General features: G+C 42.6%; 28 protein-coding genes. 16 read left to right on the top strand and 12 right to left on the bottom strand.

Features of this window, described 5'->3' with window-relative positions; genetic code table 11:
* Positions 1 to 30 precede the first annotated feature (30 nt).
* The 6 genes from ACXAER_RS02205 to ACXAER_RS02230 all read right to left on the bottom strand — a co-directional run bounded on the left by ACXAER_RS02205 (position 31) and on the right by ACXAER_RS02230 (position 7,835).
* Positions 31 to 4,203 (bottom strand): EAL domain-containing protein, encoded by a 4,173-nt coding sequence (locus ACXAER_RS02205; protein WP_474826176.1) that lies wholly within the window; start codon positions 4,201 to 4,203, stop codon positions 31 to 33.
* A 233-nt stretch (positions 4,204 to 4,436) separates the two neighbouring features.
* The gene (locus tag ACXAER_RS02210; protein WP_474826178.1) at positions 4,437 to 5,834 is read right to left on the bottom strand and encodes a ribonuclease J; all 1,398 of its coding nucleotides are present in this window, start codon (positions 5,832 to 5,834) and stop codon (positions 4,437 to 4,439) included.
* 65 nt (positions 5,835 to 5,899) lie between these two features.
* Positions 5,900 to 6,133 (bottom strand): DUF2789 domain-containing protein, encoded by a 234-nt coding sequence (locus tag ACXAER_RS02215; protein ID WP_014949810.1) that lies wholly within the window; start codon positions 6,131 to 6,133, stop codon positions 5,900 to 5,902.
* A gap of 166 nt (positions 6,134 to 6,299) precedes the next feature.
* A complete protein-coding gene (locus tag ACXAER_RS02220) occupies positions 6,300 to 6,650 on the bottom strand; it encodes a DUF2750 domain-containing protein (RefSeq protein WP_334060580.1) in 351 nt (116 codons plus the stop codon).
* Positions 6,651 to 6,723: 73 nt separating this feature from the next.
* Positions 6,724 to 7,554, bottom strand: coding sequence for a LysR family transcriptional regulator (locus ACXAER_RS02225; RefSeq protein WP_474826181.1), 831 nt, complete (start codon positions 7,552 to 7,554; stop codon positions 6,724 to 6,726).
* 113 nt (positions 7,555 to 7,667) lie between these two features.
* Positions 7,668 to 7,835, bottom strand: coding sequence for a hypothetical protein (locus ACXAER_RS02230; RefSeq protein WP_334060578.1), 168 nt, complete (start codon positions 7,833 to 7,835; stop codon positions 7,668 to 7,670).
* Between the two features lie 397 nt (positions 7,836 to 8,232).
* Here ACXAER_RS02230 and ACXAER_RS02235 point away from each other — a divergent pair, with 397 nt between their 5' ends.
* On the top strand, positions 8,233 to 8,589 hold the full coding sequence (locus ACXAER_RS02235) for a MaoP family protein (protein ID WP_474826183.1): 357 nt from the start codon (positions 8,233 to 8,235) through the stop codon (positions 8,587 to 8,589).
* Between the two features lie 191 nt (positions 8,590 to 8,780).
* The gene (locus ACXAER_RS02240) at positions 8,781 to 9,521 is read left to right on the top strand and encodes a PRC-barrel domain-containing protein (RefSeq protein WP_474826185.1); all 741 of its coding nucleotides are present in this window, start codon (positions 8,781 to 8,783) and stop codon (positions 9,519 to 9,521) included.
* 87 nt (positions 9,522 to 9,608) lie between these two features.
* On the opposite strand, the gene ACXAER_RS02245 is transcribed toward ACXAER_RS02240, so the two are convergent.
* Entirely contained in the window at positions 9,609 to 9,920 is a 312-nt protein-coding gene (locus tag ACXAER_RS02245; RefSeq protein ID WP_474826187.1) for an ArsR/SmtB family transcription factor, read from the bottom strand.
* Positions 9,921 to 10,110: 190 nt separating this feature from the next.
* Between ACXAER_RS02245 and ACXAER_RS02250 the strand changes: the two genes are divergently transcribed.
* A complete protein-coding gene (locus ACXAER_RS02250; RefSeq protein WP_474826189.1) occupies positions 10,111 to 10,461 on the top strand; it encodes a rhodanese-like domain-containing protein in 351 nt (116 codons plus the stop codon).
* A 54-nt stretch (positions 10,462 to 10,515) separates the two neighbouring features.
* Entirely contained in the window at positions 10,516 to 11,439 is a 924-nt protein-coding gene (locus ACXAER_RS02255) for a LysR family transcriptional regulator (protein ID WP_474826191.1), read from the top strand.
* A gap of 8 nt (positions 11,440 to 11,447) precedes the next feature.
* Here the strand turns inward: ACXAER_RS02255 and ACXAER_RS02260 are convergent, their stop codons facing one another.
* Complete coding sequence (locus tag ACXAER_RS02260) at positions 11,448 to 12,053, bottom strand: exopolysaccharide biosynthesis protein (RefSeq protein ID WP_474826193.1); 606 nt, start codon at positions 12,051 to 12,053, stop codon at positions 11,448 to 11,450.
* Between the two features lie 474 nt (positions 12,054 to 12,527).
* Here ACXAER_RS02260 and ACXAER_RS02265 point away from each other — a divergent pair, with 474 nt between their 5' ends.
* From ACXAER_RS02265 to ACXAER_RS02320, 12 genes are all read left to right on the top strand, one after another.
* Positions 12,528 to 13,859 carry a sigma-54-dependent transcriptional regulator gene (locus ACXAER_RS02265; RefSeq protein WP_474826195.1) on the top strand — a complete coding sequence of 444 codons (1,332 nt, stop codon included), beginning with the start codon at positions 12,528 to 12,530 and terminating at the stop codon, positions 13,857 to 13,859.
* A 15-nt stretch (positions 13,860 to 13,874) separates the two neighbouring features.
* A complete protein-coding gene (locus tag ACXAER_RS02270; RefSeq protein WP_474826197.1) occupies positions 13,875 to 14,114 on the top strand; it encodes a hypothetical protein in 240 nt (79 codons plus the stop codon).
* Complete coding sequence (locus ACXAER_RS02275) at positions 14,104 to 15,621, top strand: sensor histidine kinase (protein WP_474826199.1); 1,518 nt, start codon at positions 14,104 to 14,106, stop codon at positions 15,619 to 15,621. The genes ACXAER_RS02270 and ACXAER_RS02275 overlap by 11 nt, the downstream gene beginning before the upstream one ends.
* The gene (locus tag ACXAER_RS02280; RefSeq protein WP_039216546.1) at positions 15,611 to 16,063 is read left to right on the top strand and encodes a response regulator; all 453 of its coding nucleotides are present in this window, start codon (positions 15,611 to 15,613) and stop codon (positions 16,061 to 16,063) included. Before ACXAER_RS02275 ends, ACXAER_RS02280 begins: the two co-directional genes overlap by 11 nt.
* A 12-nt stretch (positions 16,064 to 16,075) precedes the next feature.
* Positions 16,076 to 18,169 carry a response regulator gene (locus ACXAER_RS02285; protein WP_474826202.1) on the top strand — a complete coding sequence of 698 codons (2,094 nt, stop codon included), beginning with the start codon at positions 16,076 to 16,078 and terminating at the stop codon, positions 18,167 to 18,169.
* A gap of 178 nt (positions 18,170 to 18,347) precedes the next feature.
* Positions 18,348 to 18,677: a DUF883 domain-containing protein gene (locus tag ACXAER_RS02290; RefSeq protein WP_474826204.1), complete on the top strand. Its 330-nt coding sequence runs from the start codon at positions 18,348 to 18,350 to the stop codon at positions 18,675 to 18,677.
* Between the two features lie 4 nt (positions 18,678 to 18,681).
* Complete coding sequence (locus tag ACXAER_RS02295; protein ID WP_474826206.1) at positions 18,682 to 19,206, top strand: hypothetical protein; 525 nt, start codon at positions 18,682 to 18,684, stop codon at positions 19,204 to 19,206.
* A gap of 93 nt (positions 19,207 to 19,299) precedes the next feature.
* Positions 19,300 to 19,557 (top strand): hypothetical protein, encoded by a 258-nt coding sequence (locus ACXAER_RS02300; protein ID WP_474826208.1) that lies wholly within the window; start codon positions 19,300 to 19,302, stop codon positions 19,555 to 19,557.
* 24 nt (positions 19,558 to 19,581) lie between these two features.
* The gene (locus tag ACXAER_RS02305) at positions 19,582 to 20,160 is read left to right on the top strand and encodes a CC0125/CC1285 family lipoprotein (protein ID WP_474826210.1); all 579 of its coding nucleotides are present in this window, start codon (positions 19,582 to 19,584) and stop codon (positions 20,158 to 20,160) included.
* Between the two features lie 550 nt (positions 20,161 to 20,710).
* Complete coding sequence (locus ACXAER_RS02310) at positions 20,711 to 21,355, top strand: phosphoribosyl-AMP cyclohydrolase (protein ID WP_474806234.1); 645 nt, start codon at positions 20,711 to 20,713, stop codon at positions 21,353 to 21,355.
* A gap of 307 nt (positions 21,356 to 21,662) precedes the next feature.
* Entirely contained in the window at positions 21,663 to 21,839 is a 177-nt protein-coding gene (locus ACXAER_RS02315; RefSeq protein WP_025255564.1) for a DUF1328 domain-containing protein, read from the top strand.
* A 29-nt stretch (positions 21,840 to 21,868) separates the two neighbouring features.
* Positions 21,869 to 22,063, top strand: a complete 195-nt coding sequence (locus tag ACXAER_RS02320) for a hypothetical protein (protein ID WP_474826213.1) — start codon at positions 21,869 to 21,871, stop codon at positions 22,061 to 22,063.
* Positions 22,064 to 22,148: 85 nt separating this feature from the next.
* Here ACXAER_RS02320 and ACXAER_RS02325 read toward each other — a convergent pair whose 3' ends face one another.
* The 4 genes from ACXAER_RS02325 to ACXAER_RS02340 are packed head-to-tail and all read right to left on the bottom strand — an operon-like array spanning position 22,149 to position 25,932.
* Positions 22,149 to 22,367, bottom strand: a complete 219-nt coding sequence (locus tag ACXAER_RS02325) for a hypothetical protein (protein ID WP_179983741.1) — start codon at positions 22,365 to 22,367, stop codon at positions 22,149 to 22,151.
* A gap of 12 nt (positions 22,368 to 22,379) precedes the next feature.
* Positions 22,380 to 25,322 carry a DUF349 domain-containing protein gene (locus ACXAER_RS02330; RefSeq protein ID WP_474826216.1) on the bottom strand — a complete coding sequence of 981 codons (2,943 nt, stop codon included), beginning with the start codon at positions 25,320 to 25,322 and terminating at the stop codon, positions 22,380 to 22,382.
* Complete coding sequence (locus tag ACXAER_RS02335; RefSeq protein ID WP_474826218.1) at positions 25,312 to 25,605, bottom strand: YeaC family protein; 294 nt, start codon at positions 25,603 to 25,605, stop codon at positions 25,312 to 25,314. The genes ACXAER_RS02330 and ACXAER_RS02335 overlap by 11 nt, the downstream gene beginning before the upstream one ends.
* On the bottom strand, positions 25,606 to 25,932 hold the full coding sequence (locus ACXAER_RS02340) for a zinc ribbon domain-containing protein (protein WP_118494035.1): 327 nt from the start codon (positions 25,930 to 25,932) through the stop codon (positions 25,606 to 25,608). It abuts the gene before it with no gap.
* Positions 25,933 to 26,131: the final 199 nt, after the last annotated feature.

Raw genomic sequence — 26,131 nt, forward strand, 5'->3', positions numbered from 1 at the left:
ATTATCGTTAAAAGCCGTAACTAGACACGGTCACTCAGCCCAATTTTTAAACAGAATGGGAACTATTTCATTTGCCGAGCATGGCTTTGCGTAAAAATACCCTTGATGGAAATAGCAGGCCTTTTCGATAAGCTCGTCAACCTGTGCCTGTGTTTCAACGCCTTCTGCAACACAATTCATCTTTAAGTTAGTAGCGAGCGCTATGGTAGTGGTTACTAGGGCTTCGTTTGCATTGCCCGGTGCCATTTCATTAACGAAGCTTTTATCAATTTTTAGTACCGATAACGGGTAGCGTTTTAAATAGCTTAGCGATGAATATCCCGTTCCGAAGTCATCTAACGCTAAAACGAAGCCTTCTTTGACGAACCGCTCAATTTGTCTTAGCGCATTATCACTATCATCCATCAGTACACCTTCAGTGATCTCAAACCTAAAGGCCTCTTTTGGTAAACCAAACTCGCTCAACAGGCTTAATACCCCTCTTAAGTCAAACTCAGTTTTAAAGTGAAGGGCTGATAGGTTTATTGACACATAACCGTCAAAGCCTTTTTCATACCACAAAGACAAATCTTCAGCCGCGCGGCGCATGGCTTGCCTTGTCACTTCAATGATGTATTTAAGCTCTTCTAAAACTGGAATAAACTGATCTGGGAACAGCGGTTCGTCGTCTAACCTCCCCCTAAGCAGCAACTCTACTCCAACCGTTTTATTAGTTCTTGCATCTACGATCGGCTGGTAATGATTGAAGAAACAGTCATCTGAATATGCGCGCTTTACCTTGTTTTCTATCTGCAGCCGCGTTTTTGCGCGCTCATTCATATCACTTGTAAAGTAAGTGAATCCACTCAACGCATCTTTTTTAGCGCTGTACATAGCAACATCAGCTTGCTTAATAAGCTCGGCAGGTTCAGACGCATCTTCAGGGTAAAATGCAACGCCAATACTGCAAGAAACACGAAGCACCTCATCAGCCAATGAAATAGGAGTTTCTACCGATTCAATTATTTGTGCTACAAATGAGCTTAAATCATCGTCGGCCCCTACCTCTTCAATGACAATTACAAATTCATCGCCACCAAGACGTGCAACGGTTCCCGACTCTGCCACTAGGTTTCGCATTCTATTAGCGACGATACGCAGAAGTTTGTCGCCATAATCGTGACCTAGAGAATCATTGATGCCTTTGAATCTGTCTAGATCTACAAACATCACCGCCACGCGATGAGCGTGATGACGAGCGAGCCCTATGGCGTGCTCAAGTCGGTCTAGCAATAGTGTTCTGTTTACTAAGCCAGTCAAACTATCGTATGTGGCGATTTTAAGCAGCTTACGCTCTGCATTTTTTTGCTCGGTAATGTCGGATATTACAATCAGGTAGTGTTCAGGGTCATTAGTTTCCCCACTTACCGCTGTGATATCTATCAAAACGTCGTAACGCTTACCGTCAGCACCATCAATGGCAGTCTCGTCTTTCCAAAAGTCACCGCCTTGCATTTCAGGCAACTTGCCTGAAAGATGCCGGTTGAGGTTGGGATAACGCAGGTAAAGGCGAGCCAACTGTTTAGGCAGTGGCTCTCTGTTGTTAAATCCAAATACTTGCTCAAAGGCAGGATTAGCGGCAACCAACTGCTTATCTTTATCAAAAATTAATACCCAGTCTCGGGTTTGTCTAAACGCATCGCTAAATAAAGTAACCTGTTGCTGTGCCTTCTGAAGCCTAAATAGCTGACGCTGTCTAGACAGTAAATAAGCCACTAAAAGACCGGCAACAAGAGTGGCATATATAGAGTACGCGAGAGGTGAACGAAGCGGAGCATGAGGCATAGATAGCGTGATTTCCGCTGGCAGCACACTAAAGTCGAAGCTACCTGGCGTAGGTGCCACGGTGAAAACATAATCGCCTGGCTCAATATTGGTAAAGGTTATCTTCGCATCGTCGGTAACGCCTTCAGTAACCACGCGATCACCATTAAGAAGCTTATAGTAATATTTTACTCTGCCTGTTCCAGACATAGTGAGCGAAGAAAAGTGGATCGTTAATCCATAGTCTTCATAGTTTAAATTAAAGTGATGGCCGCTTAAGTTTTTGAGGGGTTGGCTAAGCACACGATTGTCTACCGCCACTTCTGTGATCGCCGTCTTTTTGCTGAGCAAACTTCTGTCTGTATCCAAGCTTTCAATCTGTGAGGCCGAAAATACAACGGCACCGCTTGTTGAACCATAAGCTAGCCGTCCATCATTAAGCTTCAGTGAAGCCCCCTGATTAAATTCAGAAACACTTAACTCTCGACCGTATATGAAATTTTTAATTTGTGCCGTGGAGGGATCGTATCTGTGAAGACCTTTATGGGAGCTAAACCAAATGTTCCCAAACTCATCTTTTTGAAGCCCATACACTATGTTTGATAACAAAATATTGGTGTCGTTTAAATTGTATAGCGGTTCGAACGTGTCGACATCGACGCCAATTAGACCGACTCCACTATAGGCAAGCCAAAGTACGCCCATGTCGTCAACAACCCATGATGATATTGAGCGCTCGTTTCCGCGCTGTGCCTCTGGAAAACGATAAACCAGTTCATGTTGCGACGTTGCGGGATCGACTAACCACAATCCCCCCTTGGTAGCCAAGAACAACCTATTATTGTGATATGTAGACTGGCCGATAAAGCCGTAAGAGAAATTGATGTCGAAGACTCGTGGGTCTAACTCTAGTGGAGTAACGGTTTTTTTATCAACGTCATACTTAAAAAAGCCCTCATATCCAATAAAGTATAAAATGCCTTCATTAGATAAGATCATGCCGGGGATATAGGTGTCGAAGACAGTGTTATCTCCCCTATTTGTTACTTCAGGACGAGATATCTCTTCTGTTTTCGGGTCGAATAGTCGTATACCTTCGTAAGTACTGACTAACAACTTTCCGTCCTGCAACGGAATTATTTTATCTACCGTCCCCTTACCATATACTTTGTCGTCGAAATAAAGAAACTTTTCAGATGTGTTTGTTGTGAAGTTGTAGTGGTTGAGTCCATTTTCAGTACCTATCCAAATTTTATTGGGTTCTGTTTCCGCGAAAGTCCACACCACATGACTGGTCAGTGCGCTCTTTACTGCCGCTCGTTCGTTCTGAATAGCAAAAATGTCAGCACTTTTGACTCCAAAGTATAGCGCGCCTGCATAGACCGAGCTCATCCACAAATTATCAGCCTCGTCTTTCGCTATTGCTGTAATTTTTTTATTAGAGATTTCTGTAAAGCCGTTATTGGGCTCTAAAATATGTTCATTCTTCCAGCCGCTCGATGTTTCAACCAGTTGATACAGGCCTTTATTAGTGCCCATCCAGAACGAATTGTCTTTGTGCTGAACCATAGTCCACACATTTCTGTCAGTGACAACTTGCTCAAACACACCTTCTTTAACCCCGTTTACTTGCGCTAAAAAATCTTCTTTTTGTGCGACGAATACCCCAAGTACCGTTGAAATCCATACTCTGTTCTGCTCATCCAACAGCAGAAATTTTGCATTAATATTGTCAATATTTTGTGGTATGTCGCCTAAGTAATTTAAGCTAACCAGCGGCTGCTCTGTGTCCTGTATATTTTTTACATAAACGCCTTTGGATGTCGCTACCAGCAAGGTATCGTCAATAGTAATAGCAGCACGAATAATATGATTATTCTCTAAAAGCTCTGAAGGTAGCTTAGCGATGCTAGTTAGTTTGTTTTTTTCAGTATCAAATAGCTGCACTTCTTCGTTGAGCGCAAGGACCAATTCATTTGGGGTGTACCAATGAAATGTCTCGGCATGTTGAACATGCTCTTCAAATTCGTGATAACTCGTAGGCTCTATTTGAACGACTTTTTGCGTGGAAAAATCAAGATAATAGTTGCCTTGACCATAAATGCTAAACCAAAGCGCTTTAGAACCTTGCAGCGCTAATCTGTATACTGACGAATCAAGCAGGGTATTAGTCGAATCCTTTATTCGTTTAGTTCTTACGCCGTCCCAGCGAACTAAACCACCGTCGGTGGCAATCCAGACGAACCCATCGTCACTTATCACAATGTCGTTTACGACATCCTGAGGAAGACCGTTTTTTGTCGAAAGCGATTGGAAAACTGGGTTGGTAAGTCGTGGAGAAGCCTCTGCATTATTACAAACAGTAAAAGCCAAAAGCATCAGGTAGGATAAAAACTTCATCGAAAGTTGTTCGCATAATTTAAATTTTTATTATGTAATTTAGTGTACCAGAATGTTCGAAACATGGGCAGTTTCAAAAGAAGGTTTTTACACTTCCTTAAGATACAGGTATCGCATTGATATTAATAAACTAATTACACTAGCGACAAGAATTTTAATAACGCAAAAAGTAAGGATTGAAAGGATTAAAGAATGCCAATACTTTTTCTTTCTACCCTACATTTTAGAAAAGTTTAGTCTTGTTGAACTGGCACCCGCCCCACTGGAACAACTTGACGGCGAATGCTGGGTTGCGGAGATAACCGATACAAATCGCCATTTTGTCCTACGTAGTGTTTCTTTACCCCGCACGCCTTAGCAATATCTGCATGTGCCTGTAAATGCTGATGCTCACCATGCACTGGTATAGCAATTTTAGGTTTTACCCAGTTATACATGAGTTTTAACTCTTCTGCGCAAGGATGACCACTGGCATGTATAGGTAAGGCACTGTCCTCACTATGAATCACCGCTACGCCTTTCGCCGATAACGCTTTACTTAGACGCCCAACACTCTCTTCGTTGCCTGGAATAACGATGGATGAAAATATAACAGTATCACCTTTGTCCAAACTTAAGTGTGGATGATTGTCCCGAGCCAGCCGGGCTAACGCTGTATTTTTCTCGCCTTGACTTCCGGTAGCCACCGCTAAAACTTCGTGTGGGGGTAAATAACCCAGGTGCTGAGGATCGGTTATCGATAAATCATCGGGCCAAATTCCTTGTTGCTTTGCAATGCCGTACATGTTTAACAAGGAACGTCCGTATAGCGCCATGTATCGCTTCGTTTTTTTAGCAACTCTAGCCAATGAAACAAGCCTTGCAATATTACTGCCGAAGCACCCCACAATCACCCTACCTTTAAGCGGGGAAATAGTACTGAGTAAACCGTCATAACAGTTTCTTTCCGAAATCGAAAATCCAGGCTTAGGAGCATTAGTAGAATCACCGACTAACGCAAGAATGTTTTCATTACCCAGCTGCTTGTAGAGGTTTACATCAAAAGGCGAACCCGTAATGGGATTGGCGTCAATTTTCCAGTCAGCAGTGTGTAAAACAGTACCTGCGAGAGTTGCAATTTTAAGGGCAAAGGGCTCAGGCAAGGAGTGAGTAATAGCCAACCAGCTCACGCTGAAAGAGCCAATGTGCCGAGTGTCGCCAGCATCGACTTCAACAATGGGGATACGATTCGCAAGCTTGCTCCGAGCTAGCTTGCGTCGTAGGACTTCGGCAGTAAATGATGTAGTATAAATGGGCGCTTGAAATCGCTCCCAAAGGTAAGGAATAGCCCCAACATGATCCTCATGAGCGTGAGTGATCACAATCCCCGCTAACGCATCTTTTTGCTTAGCGATAAAAGACGGATCGGGCGCCACTACCCGGTGCGTGGTGCCCTTTTTCAAAGCACTTCCTCCTTCTACTTCGCCATCACCACCACTTTTGTACCTCGGAACGAGGGGCTCATCGAATGACACTCCACAATCCACCATCAACCATTGACCATTGTGTCCGTATAAATTCAAATTCATACCAATTTCGCCTGTTCCGCCTAGGGGGACAAACCACAAGTCATCAATGTTTGGGGACAACAAGGTGTTTACTGCCTTCTTAAAAAGTTATATTCAATCAACGAAAACTGAAGATAAACGCTGAAAAGTTATTCGTGTAATTCTGCGTTAAGCTGGTCGATAACTTCAGCCCACGCAGCATCTTCAACAATAGCATCTTTTAAAAATGCGGACTGACTCTCATTCCAATAAGGGGCTTCATGTAAATGCTGGCTTTTATTCAGCCCTCGATGTGTTTCAAAAAATTCAGCGATTTCTTCGTCAGAACTTCCTAGGCCGAGTTGACTAAATAAGCTGTTCATTGTTGGCTGTTCAGTAAACATAACGCCTCCTTGAGTTTTAGGGTAATGAGAGGGATACATATAAACCTTCTACGTATCTAGTAGATAAGTACTTGAACTTACTATATCTACTTACTGAATAGTTACCCTGCTATATATGCTTAAGATCACCCAGCACCCTCAAAACAAAAGTCCGCCTGATAGCTGATTAAAGATACTCAGCAAAGTCTTGTGGTGAAATTACCTCACCTTCTTCAGCTGGGACAGGACAAACAATAACCATAAGCTCGTCTTGCGTCATACCGGGAACCCACTTAGCTAAAAACTCTTCAGTTGTAAGTTCCATTGCTTCACAGTGTGCCCAATCTTCTGTAGCCCACAAGAGCGCGAGCTCAGCGTCAGGCCAAACTGGTACTCCATCTTCTTCATCGGTGGTTAGCATTACGCATCCATGTTCGTCTTTGAGGATAAACAATTTCTGATCGGCTTTAATCGTCGCCAGACTTGCTTCTAAGCGTTGAAAGGCATTTTTTTCTAATAAAGGGTGTATTTGAGACATTAGGGCTCTCTTTTCAATTCTGTCAATTAGTTGCCATATATGACGGCACTCATGCAAAGACCATTGTTTGCATTTAACTTACTGTAGACACACTGTCTATTATCTGTGAAAGGCCAACGCGTCGTATTTGCTTCATACTATGTATGTATAATTTCAATGGTACGTTTTCAAGGGTTCTTATTTTAGTTACGTTAACGTTGGCCGGTATTTGCTTTTCGATATTGGTGGGCAACACGGCTACTCCCCCTTCACTGAGTAAGTTATTCAAGGCAAGACTCAGCGAGTTTGTCCTTAACTTTGCATCTCGTAGCTGGGGATAAACAGTGAGAAGCCAGTCTCTTGCCTTGGCACCCCAATCAATTGCCACGAAATCAGCTGCATTAACAACATCAGAAATCTCACCTACACGATATAGTGCGAGTTCATGTTCCATTAATACCTCGCTATTCACCTCTTCAGACTTTAGCGGCTCAGTTGAAAAAGCAAGGTCTGTCACCCTCTCGTGTAGTTGACGTGACAGCGAGTCGAGCGTCAAGACTTCTGCCTTTACAGACCAATCTGGGAATGAGTTGTGAAGGTGACTTAGCATTGTGGGCAGCTGAAGTTCGCTGGCAAGCTGTGTTGCTCCACAAACCACATACTCAGATGACTGAATCTGCAATTCTTGCTTTGCTTCGTTGAGCGTGGCGCATAATTGCTTGGCGTAGGGTAGCAGATTCTCGCCCGACTGGGTGAGCTGGATACTGTTTCGCTGTCTTATAAATAGCGTGGTATGGAAATACTCCTCAAGGAGTTTTATTCTCGCGCTAACGGCAGATTGAGTAAGATAAAGGTTTTCAGCGGCTTTGCCGAAATGGCGGGTTTTCGCCACCTCTATAAAGGTGGTAAGAAAGCGTATATCCATGCTAGATGTATAACCGAATTAATGTGGGTCTAAACTGACACAGATGATACGGCAAGTAAATACAAATGCACAGAGCACACCGTTTAAAACGGTGCGCTTAACTAAAAATCCAATTAATACTCTTCTTGATGCAAACGTCGCTGCTTTTCGCGTCGTTGCAAGTCTCGCTTCTGTTTTACCTTCACGGCACTTTGACGTTTAGAGTTTGGTTTTTTAGCGTGAAGATCTTCCTCTTCTACCGAGTCCCATTCATCACGCTGGTAACGATAGTCTTTACTCATCGACTTCTCAGGGTTATTAACAACCCCTCAATTATTATCCCAAGCGGCGAAATAGAAAACGAATTTTAATCATCGTAGCGACAAGAATTTTTGATGGCATTTTCACTGTAGTTTCACAGACGTATTTGGCAAGCATGTGTGTCATTTTTGTGACAATGCGCCTTCAGAGGAAAGTAGATAAGGATTTCAAAAATACGCATATATTTCAAAAATTTATGAATCATCAAAGATGTGTTTCACCTTGTTCAACTAAGCGCAGATTAAATAAAAATTTCCTCACGTTCCATTTTTTAACTCCGTTGAAAATTTTTTATTGATAAGAAAAAAATCTTTTGTTTTATCTTTGCTTTTATTTAACTTAAAAGTGCGCTGAACAAAACATTACGTTGGGTACAACATGAAAAGTTTAGCTATTCGACTATCTGCAAAACCGTTTATTGACCGTCAAAAGTTTCCCTATGGATTTCGTAAATCAGGCGACTTCAGTATTACTGAAGCCGACATTTTAACTAACTACGGCAAGACTTTATTAGGCCTTGAAAGTGGTGATCTCTCGCCACAAAGCGAAGACGAGCAACACTTCGTGAAGTTCATTAGTGGCAAAGTCGATGCAGAAAACAATCTTGAAAAAGCGTGGGCAAAGTATGTCAAGTTAGCGAGAGGAAAAAAGCATTTCTATACCCTCCACAGCAGTGCTAGCAACCAATCAGATTACGACGATGATTACTCTGATGAAGAATTTGATGTAGCCTAATTTTTATATGAACGTTAAAAGCTCGCTCTGGCGAGCTTTTTTGTTTTTGCAGATAAATGATCTCAATCAACATTAAGCAAGAAGAAAATGAAGAAAGGTTAAGGACTGTCTACACTTAGAGTAATAAAGAGTGACGTTAACCAATGATAACTGTTGCTCTGTACAAAGAGCCCTAGCAAAGGAGGCGCGCGATGAACATCAGTTCAAAACAGCTTACCCACTTTTCCATTCATGCCGTAGATGACAAAGTCGGAGGGGTACGCGATATTCTTTTTGACGATGAGACGTTTACAGTACGTTATTTGGTTGCAGATACAAATACGTGGCTTCCGCTTAGCAGAAAAGTGGTAATCTCTCCCATCGCCGTGACAGAACTTGTTTACGACGATGACACTGTCCATGTAAGTATGACCGTTGAAAAGTTAAAGAACAGCCCATCAATCGACGAGCATAAACCTGTCTCTCGTGAGTACGAGGAGAATCTCTTTAAATATTTCGGCTACGGCTACTACTGGATTGGCCCTGGAGCATGGGGAGAGTTTGCACACCCTAATGAGCTTGTTGAGTTGCAGCACGCGGAAGAGTCTGAAACACTTCACCCCAAAAAAACCAGTAATCATTTAAGGGCTGTTGGAGAAGTGGGAGGCTATGAAGTTGCTACTACCACCGATAACGTTGGGCACATTAGCAACTTTATAATAGACACCCAAAGTTGGAAAATTGTAATGCTGGTTGTCGATACCAATAACTGGCTTCCCGGTGGCAAACATCTAGCGTTGTTGCCAAATGATATTAAAAATATCGATTGGGCTGCGCACAGTGTTGAAGTGAAACTCAGTCGTGACGAGTTAGTTAATAGACCAGAGGTTGATAGCGATAGAATTTCAGAAGACGATTACATTGATATGTTGTGCAAACAGCTTGATAGATAAGCTTAGATGAAACGCTAAAGACGCGCTAAATCATACAATGTCCGTCATTCCGCGGACATTGTAGTTTAAACTGCCAACACGAATAGGCTATTCGCAGAAAAATTCGTACATCAGCGCTATAAGGCGTTTTACGCGTTCATCAACAATGCGATAGTAAATTGTTTGGCCTTCCCTTCTAGTCGCTACCATTTTTGATTCTCGCAGCAATGCAAGATGCTGAGAAATCACAGGCTGAGAAACATCGATTATTTCTAGTAGTTCGGTAACCGACTTTTCCTCTTTCAGTAATGAACAAAGCACCATAAGACGTGTTTTATTCGCAAATTGCTTGAGGAAGATCTCAGCTTCCGCTGCATGTTCCATAATGTCATCTGAACCTATTACCATATCTTCAGACATAAGCACTCCCTATCTATAAAGTTTTCTGACAACAATTTAGCTGTTTATTATACTAAAGTATAAACTATTCTGCCGACTTGCCATTATATGCGATGAATTTCGGCCGTATTTGTTGTTTTATTGTTTTTTGATCAATACATTAGATTTACCTTATTTCTTACACAAAAACGCCGTTACTAATGGAAGTGCCATGCTAATAGATATTAAAACTCGAATTGAAAATATTGATTTCGACATTCGTTGCGTAACTGCTGAACAAGCCCTTGATGAGTTATCTTGCAATAATGGAGCTCTCATTGATGTTAGGGAGAGCACAGAAGCAGCAAGCCAACCGGTACCTTCTGCTATCAATATTCCTAGAGGCGTGTTAGAAATGAAAGCGTTAGAGCAATTTAAAGACGCTTCTGTACCACTTTACATACATTGTGCATCTGGTGTTCGTGCGAAATTGGCAGCAGAGCAACTAATACGTATGGGATACGACGAGGTATCAGTTGTAACCTGTCCGGTACCTACCATCACCCAAGCACTCGAAAAATGACTTGTACTATAGGACTATGCTATAACTCTCCCAACATATAAGTAGAGGGCGTGTATGCTTAAATCCACATTAGAACAATGGCGAATGTTTAAAGCCGTGGTTGATGCAGGTGGCTTCAATCAAGCAGCTGCAGAAGTACATAAAAGTCAATCTAGTGTGCATCACGCGGTTCAAAAACTAGAAAGTGCTATCGGTGTAACACTGTTTGAAAATATTGGCCGTAAAGTTAAGCTTTCTCCACAAGGTGAACTTATGTACCGTCGCGCTTCGTTTTTGCTTAACGAAGCCCATAAACTTGAAGCAGTAGCTAGTAGTTTAAAAGTGGGGACCGAAACAACGCTGCGCATAGCTGTGGATATTATTTTTCCTTCTGAATTGCTCTATAACGTGCTTGCTAAAGTCTCTGCTGAGTTTCCCCTATTGCGTATAGAAATAGAAGAGACCGTACTTAGCGGTGCAAATGCATTGTTAACTAGCGGAAAGGTAGACTTGGGCATCTCTCCCTTTGTCATTCCAAACGGGTTTAGTGAAGATTTATGTGAAATTGAGTTCGCCGCTGTTGCTCATGCAGAACATCCCCTACATCAATTAAATAGAACCCTCACCTTAGAAGACCTTAAAAGTCATCGCCAGATTGTCGTGCGCGACTCTTCCGCAGAGCGCAAAGCAGATGTTGGTTGGCTAGGAGCTGAGCAACGCTGGACGGTAAGTCATGTGAGAACATCGTTAGATATCATTGCTCAGGGCTTAGGCTTTGCATGGCTACCTATTGCAATCATAAAAGACGAATTAGAAAATGGGACTTTGGTTCCACTTCCTCTAGATAACAACGCTGCGTTAAGAAAAGCACTTCTTTATCTTTCTTTTAAAGATGGAGATACATTGGGCCCAGCAGCTCGAGCATTTATGGGGGAGCTTAGGTACCAAACAATGAATCTGCCTAACTCGGAATTCATGTTTGATTCCTGTACTGATTAACTTGCGCGTTAGCTAATCGCTGCCGGCAAATGTTGAAAGCCCAGTACGAAGCCAAACAGCGATATTGACACACCTACCAAAGCCACTGCACCGTCGTCTGTGGCCATTCCAACAGACATTATAAATACTGCTAATGCTGGAATTAAACCCATAAAGGGAATAAGCTCTAACGGGACCATTACCAAGCCGCAGCCAACACAATTCAATGCAATTAAAGAGCGAAACACGGGCTGTCTCATAAAAAAGCAACGTGGAACAAGAAATCGATCGACGCGAGCTGCATAGGGTTTTACTTTTTGAACTATATTGCGCAGTTGATCCGCATCACACTGTATATCCATTACTTTTCGAGGCAACCATGGGTGCCTACTACCGAGTAAAATTTGCAATGCAATGAGTAAAATTGTTACACCCGTTAAAGATGGAATTCCAGGAATAGCGCCGACAGGTGTGCAAGCAATAAAAGAAGGGAATGCTAACATGGGACCAAAACCGCGCTTTTCCATAACTTCCCAAAAGTCTTCGAAGTAAAATATATTTTGACTTGACCGCGGCTGCATCTTTGCCAGCAGTTCTGTCAAGGTCATTGATCTTTCGGCTGTTTTTACCCACATATTCAGTTCCTTTGATACAAAACACGTTGTATTCCACTTATTTAAGGGGGCGAGATGCGGACAAGAGGCGCGTAAGTATTCGCCAAATATCATTCATACCCTTGCCTACAGTAAGTTAGTCGCATTGAGATTTGTGCGAAAAATGTGCCAGAGCCTTTCCACGGTGGTACCTATCAATTATTGGGAATACTTTTTGCAACAGCATGTAAATAGGTAACACTCATTGTTAATTTAACAAATCAAAATTTTAGTGCGAATTGCGATAGTGAAATTGTAACAATGAATTCAAATGAATGTGTCTTTACGGTCAACGCGCTTAAATTGTGTGTGGTGTTACCATGAACAGAAAACGCAATATTTGGAAATGTGTGACTACAAATGGATATCCAGTTACTTTTTTCGCTTATTGTGGTAGAACTATAATATTGATTTTATTCCATATTTTCGATGGAACGTAATAGAGAGGGACAATGCGTGCTAACCGTACTTTTAGTTGATGACGACGCCGAGTTTACAGAAGTAGCTTGTACTATTATTGAGTTTTTAGGTCATGACGTCTTGACCGCTGCTACGTTAGCAGAAGCACGAGACTGGCTTGAGAAAGAAACATTCGACCATGTACTGTTAGATTTTATGCTTCCCGATGGAAGCGGTGCTCACCTGTTTAACGAACTTGATGCGCTGCCTAAGCGGCCCCGTGTAACTCTAATTACGGGCCATCCATCGGTAAAAAGCGTTATTAAAGGCTTGTGTGGCCCCACCGTAGACTACCTCGTAAAGCCAATACAACGTGAAGAAATTGAGGCAGTACTAAGTAAGAAAACAAAAGCAAAAGAGCCAGCAGAAGAAAAAATCGAGAAACACTTCGACTTGCTTATTGGCGAGTCACCCGTGATGAAAGAGTTATACAAACTTATTTCAAGAGTCAGCAAAACCAGTGCTAACGTCATGCTATTAGGTGAAAGTGGTGTTGGTAAGGAAGTGGTTGCAGCTGCAATTCACAGAGCCTCAGAAAGTGAAGGCCCTTATATTGCTACAAACTGTGGTGCATTTTCTAAAGAATTGATTGGTAGTGAACTGTTCGGTCATGAAAAAGGTGCCTTCACCGGTGCGGTAGGTCGTAAAGAAGGCGTTTTTGAACAGGCAGAAGGTGGCACCCTTTTCTTAGATGAAATCACAGAAATGCCCATTGACATGCAACCCAACCTTTTGCGCGTACTCGAAAACAAAGTAGTGCTTCGTGTGGGTGGTACGAAATCTATACCTGTAAACTGTCGTGTTGTATCTGCAACAAACAGAACAATGGAAGAAATCGCTCAGAGCAAAGTGTTGCGTGAAGATATTTATTTCAGGCTTGCTGTTTTCCCAATTACCATTCCTCCTTTGCGTGAAAGAAAAGAAGACATTCCTCTTTTAGCAAAAACTTTCATTGCAGAATTTAACAAAGATAACGGTTCTAATTTTAAATGGGAAGATAATCAGCTAGAGACGCTTCAAGCATACGATTGGCCAGGAAACGTTCGTGAGTTAAGACACTTTGTACACCGTGCGGCTATCATGAGTGACCCAGAGAAAAGTGAGATTGAGTTACCTAAAACTATCGAGTCTCCTTTTGCACAGAAGCAGAGTACGACACCTGCCCTTCAAGCTGGAAGAACCATTGAGGATGTAGAAAAAGAGCTTATCTACGCCACTTTAGAAAAAGTAAGCGGCAACAAAACAACCGCAGCAGAAATGTTAGGTATAAGTACTAAAACCCTATACAACCGTCTTCATGCTTACGGCGACCTAAGCAAAGACGAATAGTAAGAGGTATTCAATATGACTAGCGAAGAGTTTTCACGACTGAGTGTTTTTGTACATGATGCTCGGAAACCGTTAAATAGAATATCTATGCAGGCAGAGCTAGTAAAAATGGCACTAAACGGGGACGTTGCTCCTGAAAAAGCACTGGCGGCGTTGGATAAAATAATAAGCAGTGCAAAAGACTGCAGTGAGACCCTATCTGAAATGACATCAGAATTGGGCGAAAATGACCCGGAACATGTAAATGATCTCTAAAGTTCTGTCTTCAATTTACAGCTGGATAATTTTGGTTGTTGTCATCATTGTCGTTATGACTGCAAACTCTTTTTATGTAGTAAGTACTCTTAACGACCTCTCAGCACTTGAGGCGCGACTATTTACAACTAATCGTGTAATCAATGCAGTGAATAGGCTTCATGTAGCGGTGCTCCGAGTGGAGTCCGGTCAGCGAGGCTTCATGCTCACCGATGATGAGGAATATCTCTCAGACTATACTCAGACGCTTGGCGTTATTGGAGAGTTGATGGACGAGGTAGAAGTGAGTTCTTTTTCGTCTGATATCGATGAGCAATCTGTAAGAATTGAGGAATTGCTTAATCTAACCAGGGCAAAAATTAACGAGGTTATCAAAGTCGTTGAACTCATTAAGGAAGGGAAGCAGAAAGAAGCCGTCAACTTAGTTGAAAGTGATAAAGGCATTGATCTTTACAGACGCTTCGAAGAGCTATTTCGCGAAATTGATGAGTCTGAACGCGGCATGCAAGGTACGCATTTAGCAAATTTGATGAGCTTGAGAAGAGACTCAGTAAATACGTTAATCATCTCATCAGCTACTACCCTGTTACTGGTTATTGCTGTTTTTTTACTATTGAAAATAAACTCGCGCGAGCACGAGAAATATCAGGCCGATCTTGAATCTGTCAATGAGGACTTAGAAAATCGCATAGAAGAGCGGACACAAGAGCTTAGTATTTACTCCGATGAATTAGCACGAAGTAATCGAGAGTTGGAAGATTTTGCATTTGTCGCTTCACACGATTTACAAGAACCCCTTCGCAAAATTCGGGCATTCGGAAACCGACTAGAGTCAGGATACAAGGATGTTATTGATGAGAGAGGCAAAGATTATTTAGCGCGGATGCTAAACGCAGCAGAGCGCATGTCGATGCTTATTTCTGACCTTCTTGCTTTTTCTCGTGTATCAACCCGGGGAAAAGACTTTGATGATGTAGACTTAAATAAAGTTATACAAAGCGTATTAAGCGATTTAGAAATCGCAATAGATGAAAAATCAGCGCAGATAGATGTATGCGAAAAGATGCCTATTCTTCGAGGTGATAAAACACAACTCGAGCAGTTGTTTTTAAACTTAATCTCCAATGCGCTTAAATTTCAAACTGAAGGTGTAACGCCGGTTGTCAAAGTCAATTTACAAGAAGCCAGCAAAGAAGATACTCAGGATATACTTATGTCCGAAGAGTATAACTGGATAAAAATTGCAATTACCGACAATGGTATTGGTTTTGACCAGTCATTCGCAGAGAAAATATTCGCTCCGTTCCAACGCCTTCATGGTAGAAGCGAGTATAAAGGTACAGGCATAGGCCTTGCGGTATGTAGAAGAATAGTAGAAAGACATAATGGTCAAATTACTGCTATGAGTGCACCAGGACACGGAGCTACGTTTTCAATAGTAATGCCGGTGGATAGTGAACCGTTTGGTACTAACAACAATAATGGAGAAACACACAATGACGCGTAAACAAACCCAGCCAATAAATATCTTGATGGCCGATGATGATGAGGATGATCGCCTATTAACCGTTGACGCGCTGCAAGAAAGTCGTGTCCTCAACAATCTGTTTTGCGTTGAAGACGGTGTGGAATTGTTAGAGTTTCTTCGTCACGAGGGGAAATATTCTGATCCAGCATCGGCGCCTCGCCCTAGCCTTATATTGCTTGACTTAAACATGCCAAGAAAAGATGGTCGCGAAGCACTCCAGGAACTTAAGAACGACCCAAAACTGCGAAGTATTCCGGTTGTAATCCTAACAACATCCAAAGAAGAGGAAGACATGCTTCGCGGCTACGATCTCGGTTGCGCTTCTTATATTACCAAACCAGTTAACTTTGAAGGACTGGTTGAACTAATGCGTGCTTTAGGCCGTTATTGGATCGAGTTCGTAGAGTTACCACACGAGTAAAAGAGGTACTAGATGTCAGAGGTTATTAAAATTCTATTGGTTGAAGATGATGAAGATGATTACTTCTTAACTTCTGACTATCTAGAACAGTGTGAGTCACCTAAGTTTGAGTTAACGTGGGTGACAAACAGTCTTGACGCCATAGAAGCGCTTAAGACGGAAGACTTTGATTTATGCTTGCTTGACTACTTGTTGGGCGCAGAGAATGCCATAGATGTTCTGGGTGTTCTGAAGTCGAACCAATTTAGCCTGCCTGTGGTTATTTTAACAGGTCAGTCAGACGTTACAGTCGATGAGATGGTGATGCGCGCGGGCGCCGCCGATTATCTACAGAAGTCCGAGATCGAGACACCGCGCTTCATGCGCACTATACGGTACGCCATGGTTCGTCGGGACATAGAAAACGAGCGCATTGAACGCAATAAGGTTGAGCAAAAAAACAAAGCTAAAGACAAATTCCTCGCTCATCTCGGTCATGAACTGCGCACCCCACTCACCTCTATTCTGGGCTATACAGAACTTCTCATTGATGACGCAAGAAACAGCCCATTCCAACAAGAGCTATCGATAATTCATTCAAACGGCAAACATTTATTGAGCTTGCTTAACGATTTACTCGACATGTCCAGGATAATGGCTGAGAAGTTAGAGTTGAACATTAAGAGTGTTAACTTGTCCGCTTTTCTTACAGATATTCACTCATTAATGCGCTTAAACGCCAAGGATAAGGGGCTGAGTTTAAATGTGGTTTCTAAAACCAAAATTCCTGAATTTATTCAGACAGATCCCACTCGACTTCGTCAGGTTCTGCTTAACCTTATTTCTAACGCGGTTAAGTTCACCGACAAGGGCAGTATTACACTCACTATAGCTCTTAACGAAATTTCGACAGATTGCGAAAAAAACCAGCGACTTAGATTTTCCGTAGACGATACTGGCATCGGCATGCCGCCCAACAAGTTACACAATATTTTTCAACCTTTTGAACAAATTGAAGATGTCATGCGCGCCAACCACGGAGGCGCGGGTCTAGGCTTGGCAATCTGTAAAGAACTGGTCACTAAGCTTGGTGGTGATATTAATGTGACATCTCGACTGGGGGAAGGCAGCACGTTTACATTTGATATTAATCCAGGTGACATTTCTTCCCAACCTAACGTCGATTTAACGCTTGGCCAGATTCAACCTGTCGAATCTAGCAGTATCGATTTAAATGTTACCGGCAGAGTGCTGATTGTCGATGACTTAAGAGAAATTCGGCGCCTTACCGGCCACCTTGTAAGTCAGTCTCAGGCAGATATTAGTTACGCGGAAAACGGTGTTAAGGCACTGGAAGCTGTATTACAGGCCGATGAACACAATCAACCATTTGACCTCGTTCTCATGGATATTCACATGCCTGTGATGAATGGCATTGAAGCGTTACACGCTATTCGTCGCCATGGTAAAGATATTCCCGTTATTGCGGTCACCGCAGCCAGTCGTAAAGGATTAAGAGAGTCGCTAATACGCGAAGGTTTTAATGACGTTATAGGTAAACCAATAGACCGCTTTGCACTAGCTCAACTTCTCTCACAATATCTTCCTCCTGGCGATCACGTCACTTTTACCAATGTAGAAGCACAAGTTGCTGACATGCCCTTACGAAAACCTTACGCGCCAGAAGAAAACATGCCTTCAAGCGACGGAGTTGAACCCTATACGAATACAGAGTTAGCAACAGAAAACACGTCTCAGAAAAAAGAAGACAGTACCTCTACTTGCAAGCGTATTTTAGTGATTGAAGACGATGAAGATGCTGCAGAACTATTGCAGCTATTTTTGGTGCACCTAGGCCATGAAGTTACCACAGAGCATTGCGGCTTAGATGCACTTAGCACCGCACAAGGCGGCAACTTTGATCACATATTAATGGATTTAACGCTACCCGATTACAGTGGTTATGACCTAGCTGGTGAACTCAAAGATAAATTGCCAGATGCAACGCTTACCATCGTTAGCGGGCATGAAGCGGATGAAGACATGATGGAATCGATTGGAATAGATAGTGCTTTACTTAAACCCGTTTCAAAAGATGACCTCGCATCTGTTGTGGATGGAAGCTAGGCTTTTGTTTTAACAACTTTGAAAATATTACAGGGGTTTGCAAGGATAACGCGTTTCTCTTGCAAACCTTTCACCCCCAAAATAGCAAGAAACGCTATCCAACTGTAAATAAAAGGTTTTTTAATTGGTACACACGTTGCAACTGTTATTGTGAACCCAAAATATTAAGGAGAGTATTATGGCTACACAAGCTTCAGCTAAATCACAAACCGTTAAAACTAACAGCACTAACGGTGTGGCTGAACCAAGTCACCCAGTAACGGATCAACTAAAAGACACTCTTCACGCATCAGTTGACAAATTAGCGGATAGTGCTGGCGTTGCGGAAGAAAACATTCGTCGCACAGCCTCATCGTCTGCAGAAAACATGTCAGAAAGAAAGCGTTTAGCAGAGCAGAAATGGCAGGCATCAAAAGTACGTAAGTACGCAATTGAGAATCCTATTCAAACTGCAGGTATCGCTTTTGCAGCAGGCATGCTAGTAACATCGCTTCTACGTAAGAAGTAAAATTATGAAAGTGCCAGATTTTCAAAAAGCACGTTATACATCGTGCCATGAAAATCCATTTCGCCTGACGCCGCCTTCGGCGCAGGCGAAGTTTCATGAAAACGCTACAGGAGAAAGTACACCCAAAGAAACGCCACCTGACGAGCAGTCAACCCAGCAACAATACCCCGATCCGTCTTTCTCCGATGTATTCAACGCATTTAAAGAAGCATTCTCTCAGAGAAAAGAACAAGGCTTTGCATTTCTTGAGCTTACTAATAGTGAACTCATGCTTGTCAAAAAGAGTTTTTTCGTTACTGTTTTTGCATGCCTCGCAGCATTTGCGGTTGGTACAGTTTGTTGGCTTATTTTAAATATTGCTATAGGCGCTATACTTCACAATGTTGGCGTGCACTACGTTGTGGTACCACTTGTGTTATTAGCACTTAATAGTCTTGCGGCGTTCGGTTTCTTTAAGCTTGCCCAGAATGCGTTCAACTATCTAAGTTTAAGCAGATTAATTCAAACATGGCGTAGGGTCTTTGGGTAAGGCATAGATTTAAAGGCGCATTAACCCTTTTGGTTAAGTTCATTTGATCAAATCCATGGACAGTGCCCTGTCAACAATAATGAGGTGAGTACTATGAACATCTTTTTGAAAGCGAATATAAAAGATATTGCGCAAAAGGAACATGCCTATTTTTCTCAAAAACATCACGCAGATGTTGCACTTACACAAGCAAAAAGGCAATGTTCGTTAATGATGGGTAAGCCAGAGACCTTACTTGGCATAGCTTCTGTTGGCGCATATAAAGGTGCAGTAGACGCTAAACCTAAGGCAAAACGCAATCAAGCGTTAACAGCGATAGGCAGAACAGCGTTGTTTTCATTGTTTCAGTGATCACAGTATTAAGGAATTTGTGAGATGAACATCAAAAGTAAAATTAAAAGTGGCCGCGTACTTCTTGCCACCGCAGGTGCGGCACTAAGCTTTGTGATAGCAGGGTGTTCATCGACACCAGTAGCTGCCCCTACCCCATACAAATCAGCGAACTCTAAAGCCTCATATGGTTATTCGAGCGAAAAAGTATCTGCAAATCAGTATCAGGTCCTTTTTAAAGCGACTGATAAAACTCCGGCCGACAAAGTACAGCAGTACGCTCTATATCGCGCCGCAGAAGTCGCACAAGAGCAAGGCTTTACTTATCTAGAGGTGATTAATACAAATATTGATAAAAAGCCTGTCATAGCGCGGGAAGTAACGGCTGGCAAAAATGAGCCAGCAATATTTCAAACAGATAGGCAATGCACTATGTCAGGCTGTGAGGAAGTTGCTCAACCGATGGCCGCCCCGAGCTCAAACGATGTTGTAAATACTCAGATTAACGACATCTACTTTACTATTGATGTAAAAATGGCGAATGATAAAAGTCGTTTAGGTAAAAACGCCTTTACTGTCTTAGAAGTGCTGTCACAGCCTCTAGAGCCAAAGAATACAAATTAGCTGAACGTCATTCTGTACATCTATACACTACATCATCAGTGTTCTGACAAAATGCTTTTCGGTACGCAATCAGTGTTACTGAAAAGCATAACTTAATTGCACGAGCAAGTCTGTGGAACGCCCTAAAGCCCACTACCTTAAATTCATAGCTACCACCCATTCCCTGAAATGCATCCTATAAAGCAGACTAAGGGCCTGCAAAATCGAGTAAATCCAGTCCTTCGTATATAAGTAAACGAATAAGCCTGCGTATAAATTACGTAATATCGATGAAGTAAAGCGACATTAAGACACACTAATCAACATGATAGATGAGACATTCATTCGTTCAGAACCGATACATGTCTAAACATCTTTATTCTTAATGACCCATTAATCTTCTATTAATGTTGTACAAAAGTCTCCGTCACCCAATCTAGCTATCATTAAACCTATGAACTGCAGAGCAGATTTGTAGACCGCTTTTTACAACGTTATACAACTTCTGCTCCCAGCAATTTAATTAGGTAATAACACGTATTTATTTTGCAAATGACTGAGGAGTCACGCGATGAAAAAGCTAAACTCGTTAATGACAAAAACAACGCTTCTTGCAGCTTCGATTATGCTAGTAACAGGCTGCAGTGCAGTGGCCAAACCGCAAATGAATGAGACCGCCACTTCAAACGTTGGTGTATTGAAGGCTAAGGCGCTAGACAATGCATTACTGTATTCGGATGAATGTATTACAGAGCGTGAAGTTGTAGCAGCACAAAAGATGTGGGGTGAAGGCATTGTACGTATTGGCGCAGTGTTTAGTAACGACGGTGACTACTCTGGCGAGGCGGCTGATTTTATCCAGGACATGTACGGATATGATTTAAGTAGTGTACTGTTTAAACCAACCCTTGCAGCAAATGATCAGTTCCGTTCAAGCTTTGATGCAGCGCTTTCTTACTTTGTCGGTGGAAATGACGCTTATCAGGAAGATAAGGGTTTTGCGATTAAGCCTTATACAAACGTGAAATTCGACAATGTAGGAATTATTAATAACAGTTGTCGGATGGCGGTGGCGATGGGTAACTACTTCTTTACTGACACTAAGGGCGGAGAAACAAAAGTAGAGTACACCTTTGCCTATGTGAAAGACAGTGATGGCGACCTGCGTATTGTCGCTCACCAATCTTCGTTACCTTACAACCCAAATGGTAACTAGGTAACGCTCAGCCCCCAATCTTCTCAGATTATGTGGGGCGTCACCTCCTCCCTTTTATAGGCAAAGCGTTTTTCCCTTTCGCTTTGCCTCTTTTTTCATCTTGAATTAAATGATGAGAAAAGGGCTTCTGCTCTATCATGTAAAAAATGCATTCGCTTGTGTAATCGTGACTCCTGCCACTGAAAATTACGTTTCAAAATTTCAATCTGAAACAAACTTAATCTATATAATTCATGCACTTAAAAAACAGGCATAAAGATAGCATTAGTTATTGTGAAAGTAACGGAAGCAATACGAGGATCTAGTTATGTTAGGTTGGGCAATCACATTTTTTATCATCGCCATTATTGCAGCAGTTTTTGGTTTTGGAGGCATCGCAGGTGCAGCAACAGGTATCGCACAGTTTCTTTTCTTTGTGTTTATCGCGTTGTTGGTAATTTCACTTATCGCTAATGCGTTACGTGGAAAAGCACCAAGGGCCTAAGAATATTTAATAGGAAAAGGAGTAAGGATATGTTTTCATTTAAAAATTTAACAAAAGTACTAGTAGCATCAGCATTTGCACTATCACTAGCAGCGTGCGGTGACGGTGAGGCAGAAGACGCAGGCGAAGAGCTAGACGAGATGGTTACCGATGCAGGTAACGCCGTTGAAGACGCTTGCGAAGATGTGAAAGAAGGCGTGGACGCTGAAGATAAAGACTGTTAATCACATTTTTATCAAAAAAAGGGCCAGACAATTGTCTGGCCCTTTTTGTATTTAGCAGTCGACGTGGTTTTACATCACTGGCTAGTTAAGACACTTCTTCACCACCTAACTCTCGGGCAAGGTCATCCAGTGTAGATAGCGTAGAATCAAACTCCCCTATCCCGTAACGGTACTGTACACTCACGTGATGATCGGTACGTCCGAATTTAACTCTCAAACCTTCAGCATCAATATGCTTTACGGTATTTAAAAAACGATATGCAGACATTTCGGTTTCAAATTGAAACTCAACACTGTTTTCCATTTATTTTCCCGATTAAGCCACAATTTCTGGGTGAGCATGAATTACTGCCACAACACGTTGAAGCAGATTATTGTCCGCTTTATCTATAGAGTCGTAGGATAACCAGTCGGCAAGAATGTCGGGGGCGGTCGCCGCCTCTCCTTGTTCCAACTTAGACGTCATCATTTGTAGCTGTACACTAGAGCGTATAGATGCATCTGCATCCGGGCTTGGCATACCAGTTGCAACTTCTAATGCTACCGTTAACCATTGTCTGTCGTGCTGAGTTGTTTCATTTCCAGTAGACTGACATAATACGTTCGCCCAACGCTTCCCTAACGTTTCCGCTAGAGCCTGCTCGTCACCACTTCCCTCACCTACATTTAGCTGTAGTAAAGAAATCAGAGCCTGAGCTCGCGCCAATCGGGCTTGAGATTGTGCATTTTTCGCTTGCGCCGCACGCTTACTTTCAAGTGAATCAATCTTTTTATCTACTTTCGTACGTTGCGCTTTAGGCAAGTCGGTTAACTGAGCGCGAACGTCGCTCATTGATTGACTAAACGTGACATCATCGCTGTTGATGTCAACAGCTTCCACTTGCGTGAGTAGCGAATCTACTAACGCGTTAAATGCATTATTTTGTACTTTCCGCTCGGCTTTTAAACGTTCAAATACGGTGTCATTGGCAGCTTTAAATTCTGCCCACAACTTACTCTCTTCACGTTTACCTGCATGGCCTACTTGCTTCCACTGGCTTTGCAATTGCTGAGCTTTGTCGGCAGCGCCAGCGACATCTTCTTCCGTAGCAAGTTGACAAGCTTGAGTGACTAGCGCACGCTTTTGAGCTTGATTATCGCTTTGCCACTGAGTCACTTTAGCCTGGATGGGCGATGATACCGCCTTCCATTCTTGCTTCAGCTGTTCATAAATTTCACGTTCAACCTGACCTGCAGCATGCCACTGTTTAGACGCTTTATCAAAAACCTTCACTAACTCGGCTTCTGGCGTGTTAATGTCCATTGCCTTAACGGTAGCGATAATCGACATGCGCTGTTCACGGGCAGCAGCCCGCTGCGCATCTAACTTCGCGTAATGCGCTCTACAAGGCTCGAAGGCCTTTTCAAGTGCATCATCGAATTGCTGCTGTAATAACGCGTCTTCGCTGCTTTCTTCGTTACTAGACGATGAAGGCGTTAATGATAACCATTGCTTGCGCAGATACTTAATAGCTTCGCTTCTTTGCTTAATATTTTCTGCATCAGCACTGGCTAATGCTTTTGCTTCTTCTAAAAGAGCGGGTTTGCGCGGCGCCGCAAGATAATCCTGCCACCCTTCTAAGCGTGACACTTCGCCAGCCGTTTTTTCAAAACGCTTCTCTACATATTTCTTAGCTGAATCAGGAAGCGCAGCATAACTTTCTTGAAGCTTTGCAAACTTTGAAATGGCAACGCGAAACTTGCCCTGTTCAATTAAGTTGTCGATAACGCTAATGTGCTTTCTAACGTGTTTTACTTGCTCATTTTCTTTGGATTTTTGAGCACGCTCTTTGGCATTTACACTGTTTGTGGCTGCGTTAAAACGTTTAGACAACGCCTTAGGAATGGCATCGATTTCGCGGCTAAGCGCTTTATACGCTTGACGTGCTTCGTCAAACTCCGCTTTGAGAGCCACTACACTACTGCTTTGTACTGCGTCGCCACCGTTTACTTGACTCAAATCTTCAGGTGATGCGCTAGCTTCTTCAGTGCTTACATCACGAATATCTTTATCTGACCCGTTATCAGCCGCTGAAACGATCTTAGCGGCAATATCTTCGAGCGACTGAAGTTTTATCAGTAGCTTTTGGCTGTATTGCTGCTGGATAGAGAAGCGATCAAGTTGCTCGTTTAGTTCGTCGACAGAGCGCTTAATCTGTGTAATTCGTTTCTCAGTGGCTGATTCATCATCTAAACGGGCTAGCTGCTCAAGGGTGGCTTCGACACCGCGTACACTTTCATTAACTGTTGCAACATCAGCAAGCGTAGCTTCACAAAGCCTGTTATTGTACAACCAAGCTACCTGCTCCTTGGCATAAGTAAGCTGCTGTTCGCACAATGCTTTGGTATTGGCACGTTGCGACGCTTGTTGTTTCTCTTCCCATGCTGGGCGGATACGGCTTAAATATCGCTCTACTTGTTCGGTTATACGAGCGCGCTTTTCTTCATAATCAACACGCTCTTCCTCAACAAGCAAATCTATTTGTGCGAATAATCCCGTTAGCTCGCTTTCTAACTCGCTGCGCTTCTCTTCGATAGTTTCAACGTCTGACTTATCGAGTAAAGCTTGGTATTTAGACAGCACTAAAGTCAGCTGCTTTTTGAGCTCCAATGGGCGCTTTGCAGCCTTTTTAATAGCGTAAATGCGCTTATTAATTTGTTCTGTAAGCGCATCACTTGACACTTTCTTCGCAAGCTTTTGCAAATCTGCCACGTCTGAATGTGCGTTGATCAATTGACTCTGCAGTTGCGGACTTGCACCTTCTAAAAAGACAAACTGGGTGAACGAAGGCTTCGCCACCTTTTCGATTAGCGCGTTAGCTAATGCATCATCTTGCAAAAGCTTAGGCTCTTTCTCCAACATTTGCGGTACTAACTGCACGACTAAATCAGCGTTAGCTGTCTCAGTTAAAAAAGAAAATATCTCTTGGCGGGAAAGTGTGACATCACCCTCGCCCATCAAAGCGGCATTTACCTTTCTCTCAGCTGCTTTTTTAACGCGAGACTGCTTGGCAATTTGCGACATTTTAAGCCACAACACAAAGCTATTCAGCTTTTCAAGTGCCGCGAGGCTGACATTTGCATCCTCGTCATTAAATGCCAGTTCGTGAAGAATTGTTTTTTCCTGTGCCTTTTCGGGAGAAAGATTCTCTATTGCCTGCATCCGTTTTTCAGGCTTTGGGCTTTGGTGTGAAGGCGCAAATATACGACTAAATATCATCCTGTTTAAACCGCGCTATTGTATTATTATCATCCTGCTCATCGCGTAACGAGCGTTTAAAGTCGGCTTTACTTTTATGTACGATTTCGCCGCTTTCACCCACTGTCATATGCTCAGAGGACTTTTCTATTTTTGCTTGATACAGCATAACAGCCTGCATGCTGCTTGCTTTCTGCTCGTCATTTAGAGGTGTGCCATCTGGCCACTTACCGGTTTCAACAGCCTGACGCAGACGCTCGTAAATCTCCGGTGTCATGCTGGCTACAAGTGCTTCTATATTCATTTAGGAAAAACGCTTTATATAAACAATTCGCGCGCGGTTTACTAAGTACCATACAAAGCCAACCACGGCGCCCAAAATAGCTAAATTATGTTGCAAATCACCCGGGCGTGTCCCACCCCAATACATAAAACCAAAACTCGCAACAAATATCAGCATAGCAATAAGCGACTGGTTCTGGATACTGGCTAACTTTTTAAATCTTTGTAAGCTTTGTTTGCGCTCTATATCCTCTGAGGTAGCGTCTCCGATTTTAAAATCGCAGTGAGGGCACGTCTTCGCTTTATCAGACGTTTTTTTATTACATGAAGGACAGTCAACTAATGCCATATGTTGCTCCTGTTTACTTGATGCGAATTAGAAATGCTTAAACGCATCTAAGTACGCCAGCATTTTACGCGGACGGGTATCATACTGAAGTTCATCACAACAATGAAGTCGATTCTGTGGATTAGCCTCCTCGTTACAAAACAAAAATGCGCAGGGTGTTAACTTTTGTACAAAGTTCACCACTGCGCATTTTTACCTG

It is taken from the genome of Alteromonas sp. AWJ4_199 (assembly GCF_056159165.1).

What these genes read in the sequence shown, in the direction of transcription:
- ACXAER_RS02205 (WP_474826176.1), bottom strand. Translation starts at nt 4,203, where the DNA reads ATGAAGTTTTTATCCTACCTGATGCTTTTGGCTTTTACTGTTTGTAAT.
- ACXAER_RS02215 (WP_014949810.1), bottom strand. Translation starts at nt 6,133, where the DNA reads ATGTTTACTGAACAGCCAACAATGAACAGCTTATTTAGTCAACTCGGC.
- ACXAER_RS02220 (WP_334060580.1), bottom strand. Translation starts at nt 6,650, where the DNA reads ATGTCTCAAATACACCCTTTATTAGAAAAAAATGCCTTTCAACGCTTA.
- ACXAER_RS02225 (WP_474826181.1), bottom strand. Translation starts at nt 7,554, where the DNA reads ATGGATATACGCTTTCTTACCACCTTTATAGAGGTGGCGAAAACCCGC.
- ACXAER_RS02230 (WP_334060578.1), bottom strand. Translation starts at nt 7,835, where the DNA reads ATGAGTAAAGACTATCGTTACCAGCGTGATGAATGGGACTCGGTAGAA.
- ACXAER_RS02235 (WP_474826183.1), top strand. Translation starts at nt 8,233, where the DNA reads ATGAAAAGTTTAGCTATTCGACTATCTGCAAAACCGTTTATTGACCGT.
- ACXAER_RS02240 (WP_474826185.1), top strand. Translation starts at nt 8,781, where the DNA reads ATGAACATCAGTTCAAAACAGCTTACCCACTTTTCCATTCATGCCGTA.
- ACXAER_RS02245 (WP_474826187.1), bottom strand. Translation starts at nt 9,920, where the DNA reads ATGTCTGAAGATATGGTAATAGGTTCAGATGACATTATGGAACATGCA.
- ACXAER_RS02250 (WP_474826189.1), top strand. Translation starts at nt 10,111, where the DNA reads ATGCTAATAGATATTAAAACTCGAATTGAAAATATTGATTTCGACATT.
- ACXAER_RS02255 (WP_474826191.1), top strand. Translation starts at nt 10,516, where the DNA reads ATGCTTAAATCCACATTAGAACAATGGCGAATGTTTAAAGCCGTGGTT.
- ACXAER_RS02260 (WP_474826193.1), bottom strand. Translation starts at nt 12,053, where the DNA reads ATGTGGGTAAAAACAGCCGAAAGATCAATGACCTTGACAGAACTGCTG.
- ACXAER_RS02270 (WP_474826197.1), top strand. Translation starts at nt 13,875, where the DNA reads ATGACTAGCGAAGAGTTTTCACGACTGAGTGTTTTTGTACATGATGCT.
- ACXAER_RS02275 (WP_474826199.1), top strand. Translation starts at nt 14,104, where the DNA reads ATGATCTCTAAAGTTCTGTCTTCAATTTACAGCTGGATAATTTTGGTT.
- ACXAER_RS02280 (WP_039216546.1), top strand. Translation starts at nt 15,611, where the DNA reads ATGACGCGTAAACAAACCCAGCCAATAAATATCTTGATGGCCGATGAT.
- ACXAER_RS02285 (WP_474826202.1), top strand. Translation starts at nt 16,076, where the DNA reads ATGTCAGAGGTTATTAAAATTCTATTGGTTGAAGATGATGAAGATGAT.
- ACXAER_RS02290 (WP_474826204.1), top strand. Translation starts at nt 18,348, where the DNA reads ATGGCTACACAAGCTTCAGCTAAATCACAAACCGTTAAAACTAACAGC.
- ACXAER_RS02295 (WP_474826206.1), top strand. Translation starts at nt 18,682, where the DNA reads ATGAAAGTGCCAGATTTTCAAAAAGCACGTTATACATCGTGCCATGAA.
- ACXAER_RS02300 (WP_474826208.1), top strand. Translation starts at nt 19,300, where the DNA reads ATGAACATCTTTTTGAAAGCGAATATAAAAGATATTGCGCAAAAGGAA.
- ACXAER_RS02305 (WP_474826210.1), top strand. Translation starts at nt 19,582, where the DNA reads ATGAACATCAAAAGTAAAATTAAAAGTGGCCGCGTACTTCTTGCCACC.
- ACXAER_RS02310 (WP_474806234.1), top strand. Translation starts at nt 20,711, where the DNA reads ATGAAAAAGCTAAACTCGTTAATGACAAAAACAACGCTTCTTGCAGCT.
- ACXAER_RS02315 (WP_025255564.1), top strand. Translation starts at nt 21,663, where the DNA reads ATGTTAGGTTGGGCAATCACATTTTTTATCATCGCCATTATTGCAGCA.
- ACXAER_RS02320 (WP_474826213.1), top strand. Translation starts at nt 21,869, where the DNA reads ATGTTTTCATTTAAAAATTTAACAAAAGTACTAGTAGCATCAGCATTT.
- ACXAER_RS02325 (WP_179983741.1), bottom strand. Translation starts at nt 22,367, where the DNA reads ATGGAAAACAGTGTTGAGTTTCAATTTGAAACCGAAATGTCTGCATAT.
- ACXAER_RS02330 (WP_474826216.1), bottom strand. Translation starts at nt 25,322, where the DNA reads ATGATATTTAGTCGTATATTTGCGCCTTCACACCAAAGCCCAAAGCCT.
- ACXAER_RS02335 (WP_474826218.1), bottom strand. Translation starts at nt 25,605, where the DNA reads ATGAATATAGAAGCACTTGTAGCCAGCATGACACCGGAGATTTACGAG.
- ACXAER_RS02340 (WP_118494035.1), bottom strand. Translation starts at nt 25,932, where the DNA reads ATGGCATTAGTTGACTGTCCTTCATGTAATAAAAAAACGTCTGATAAA.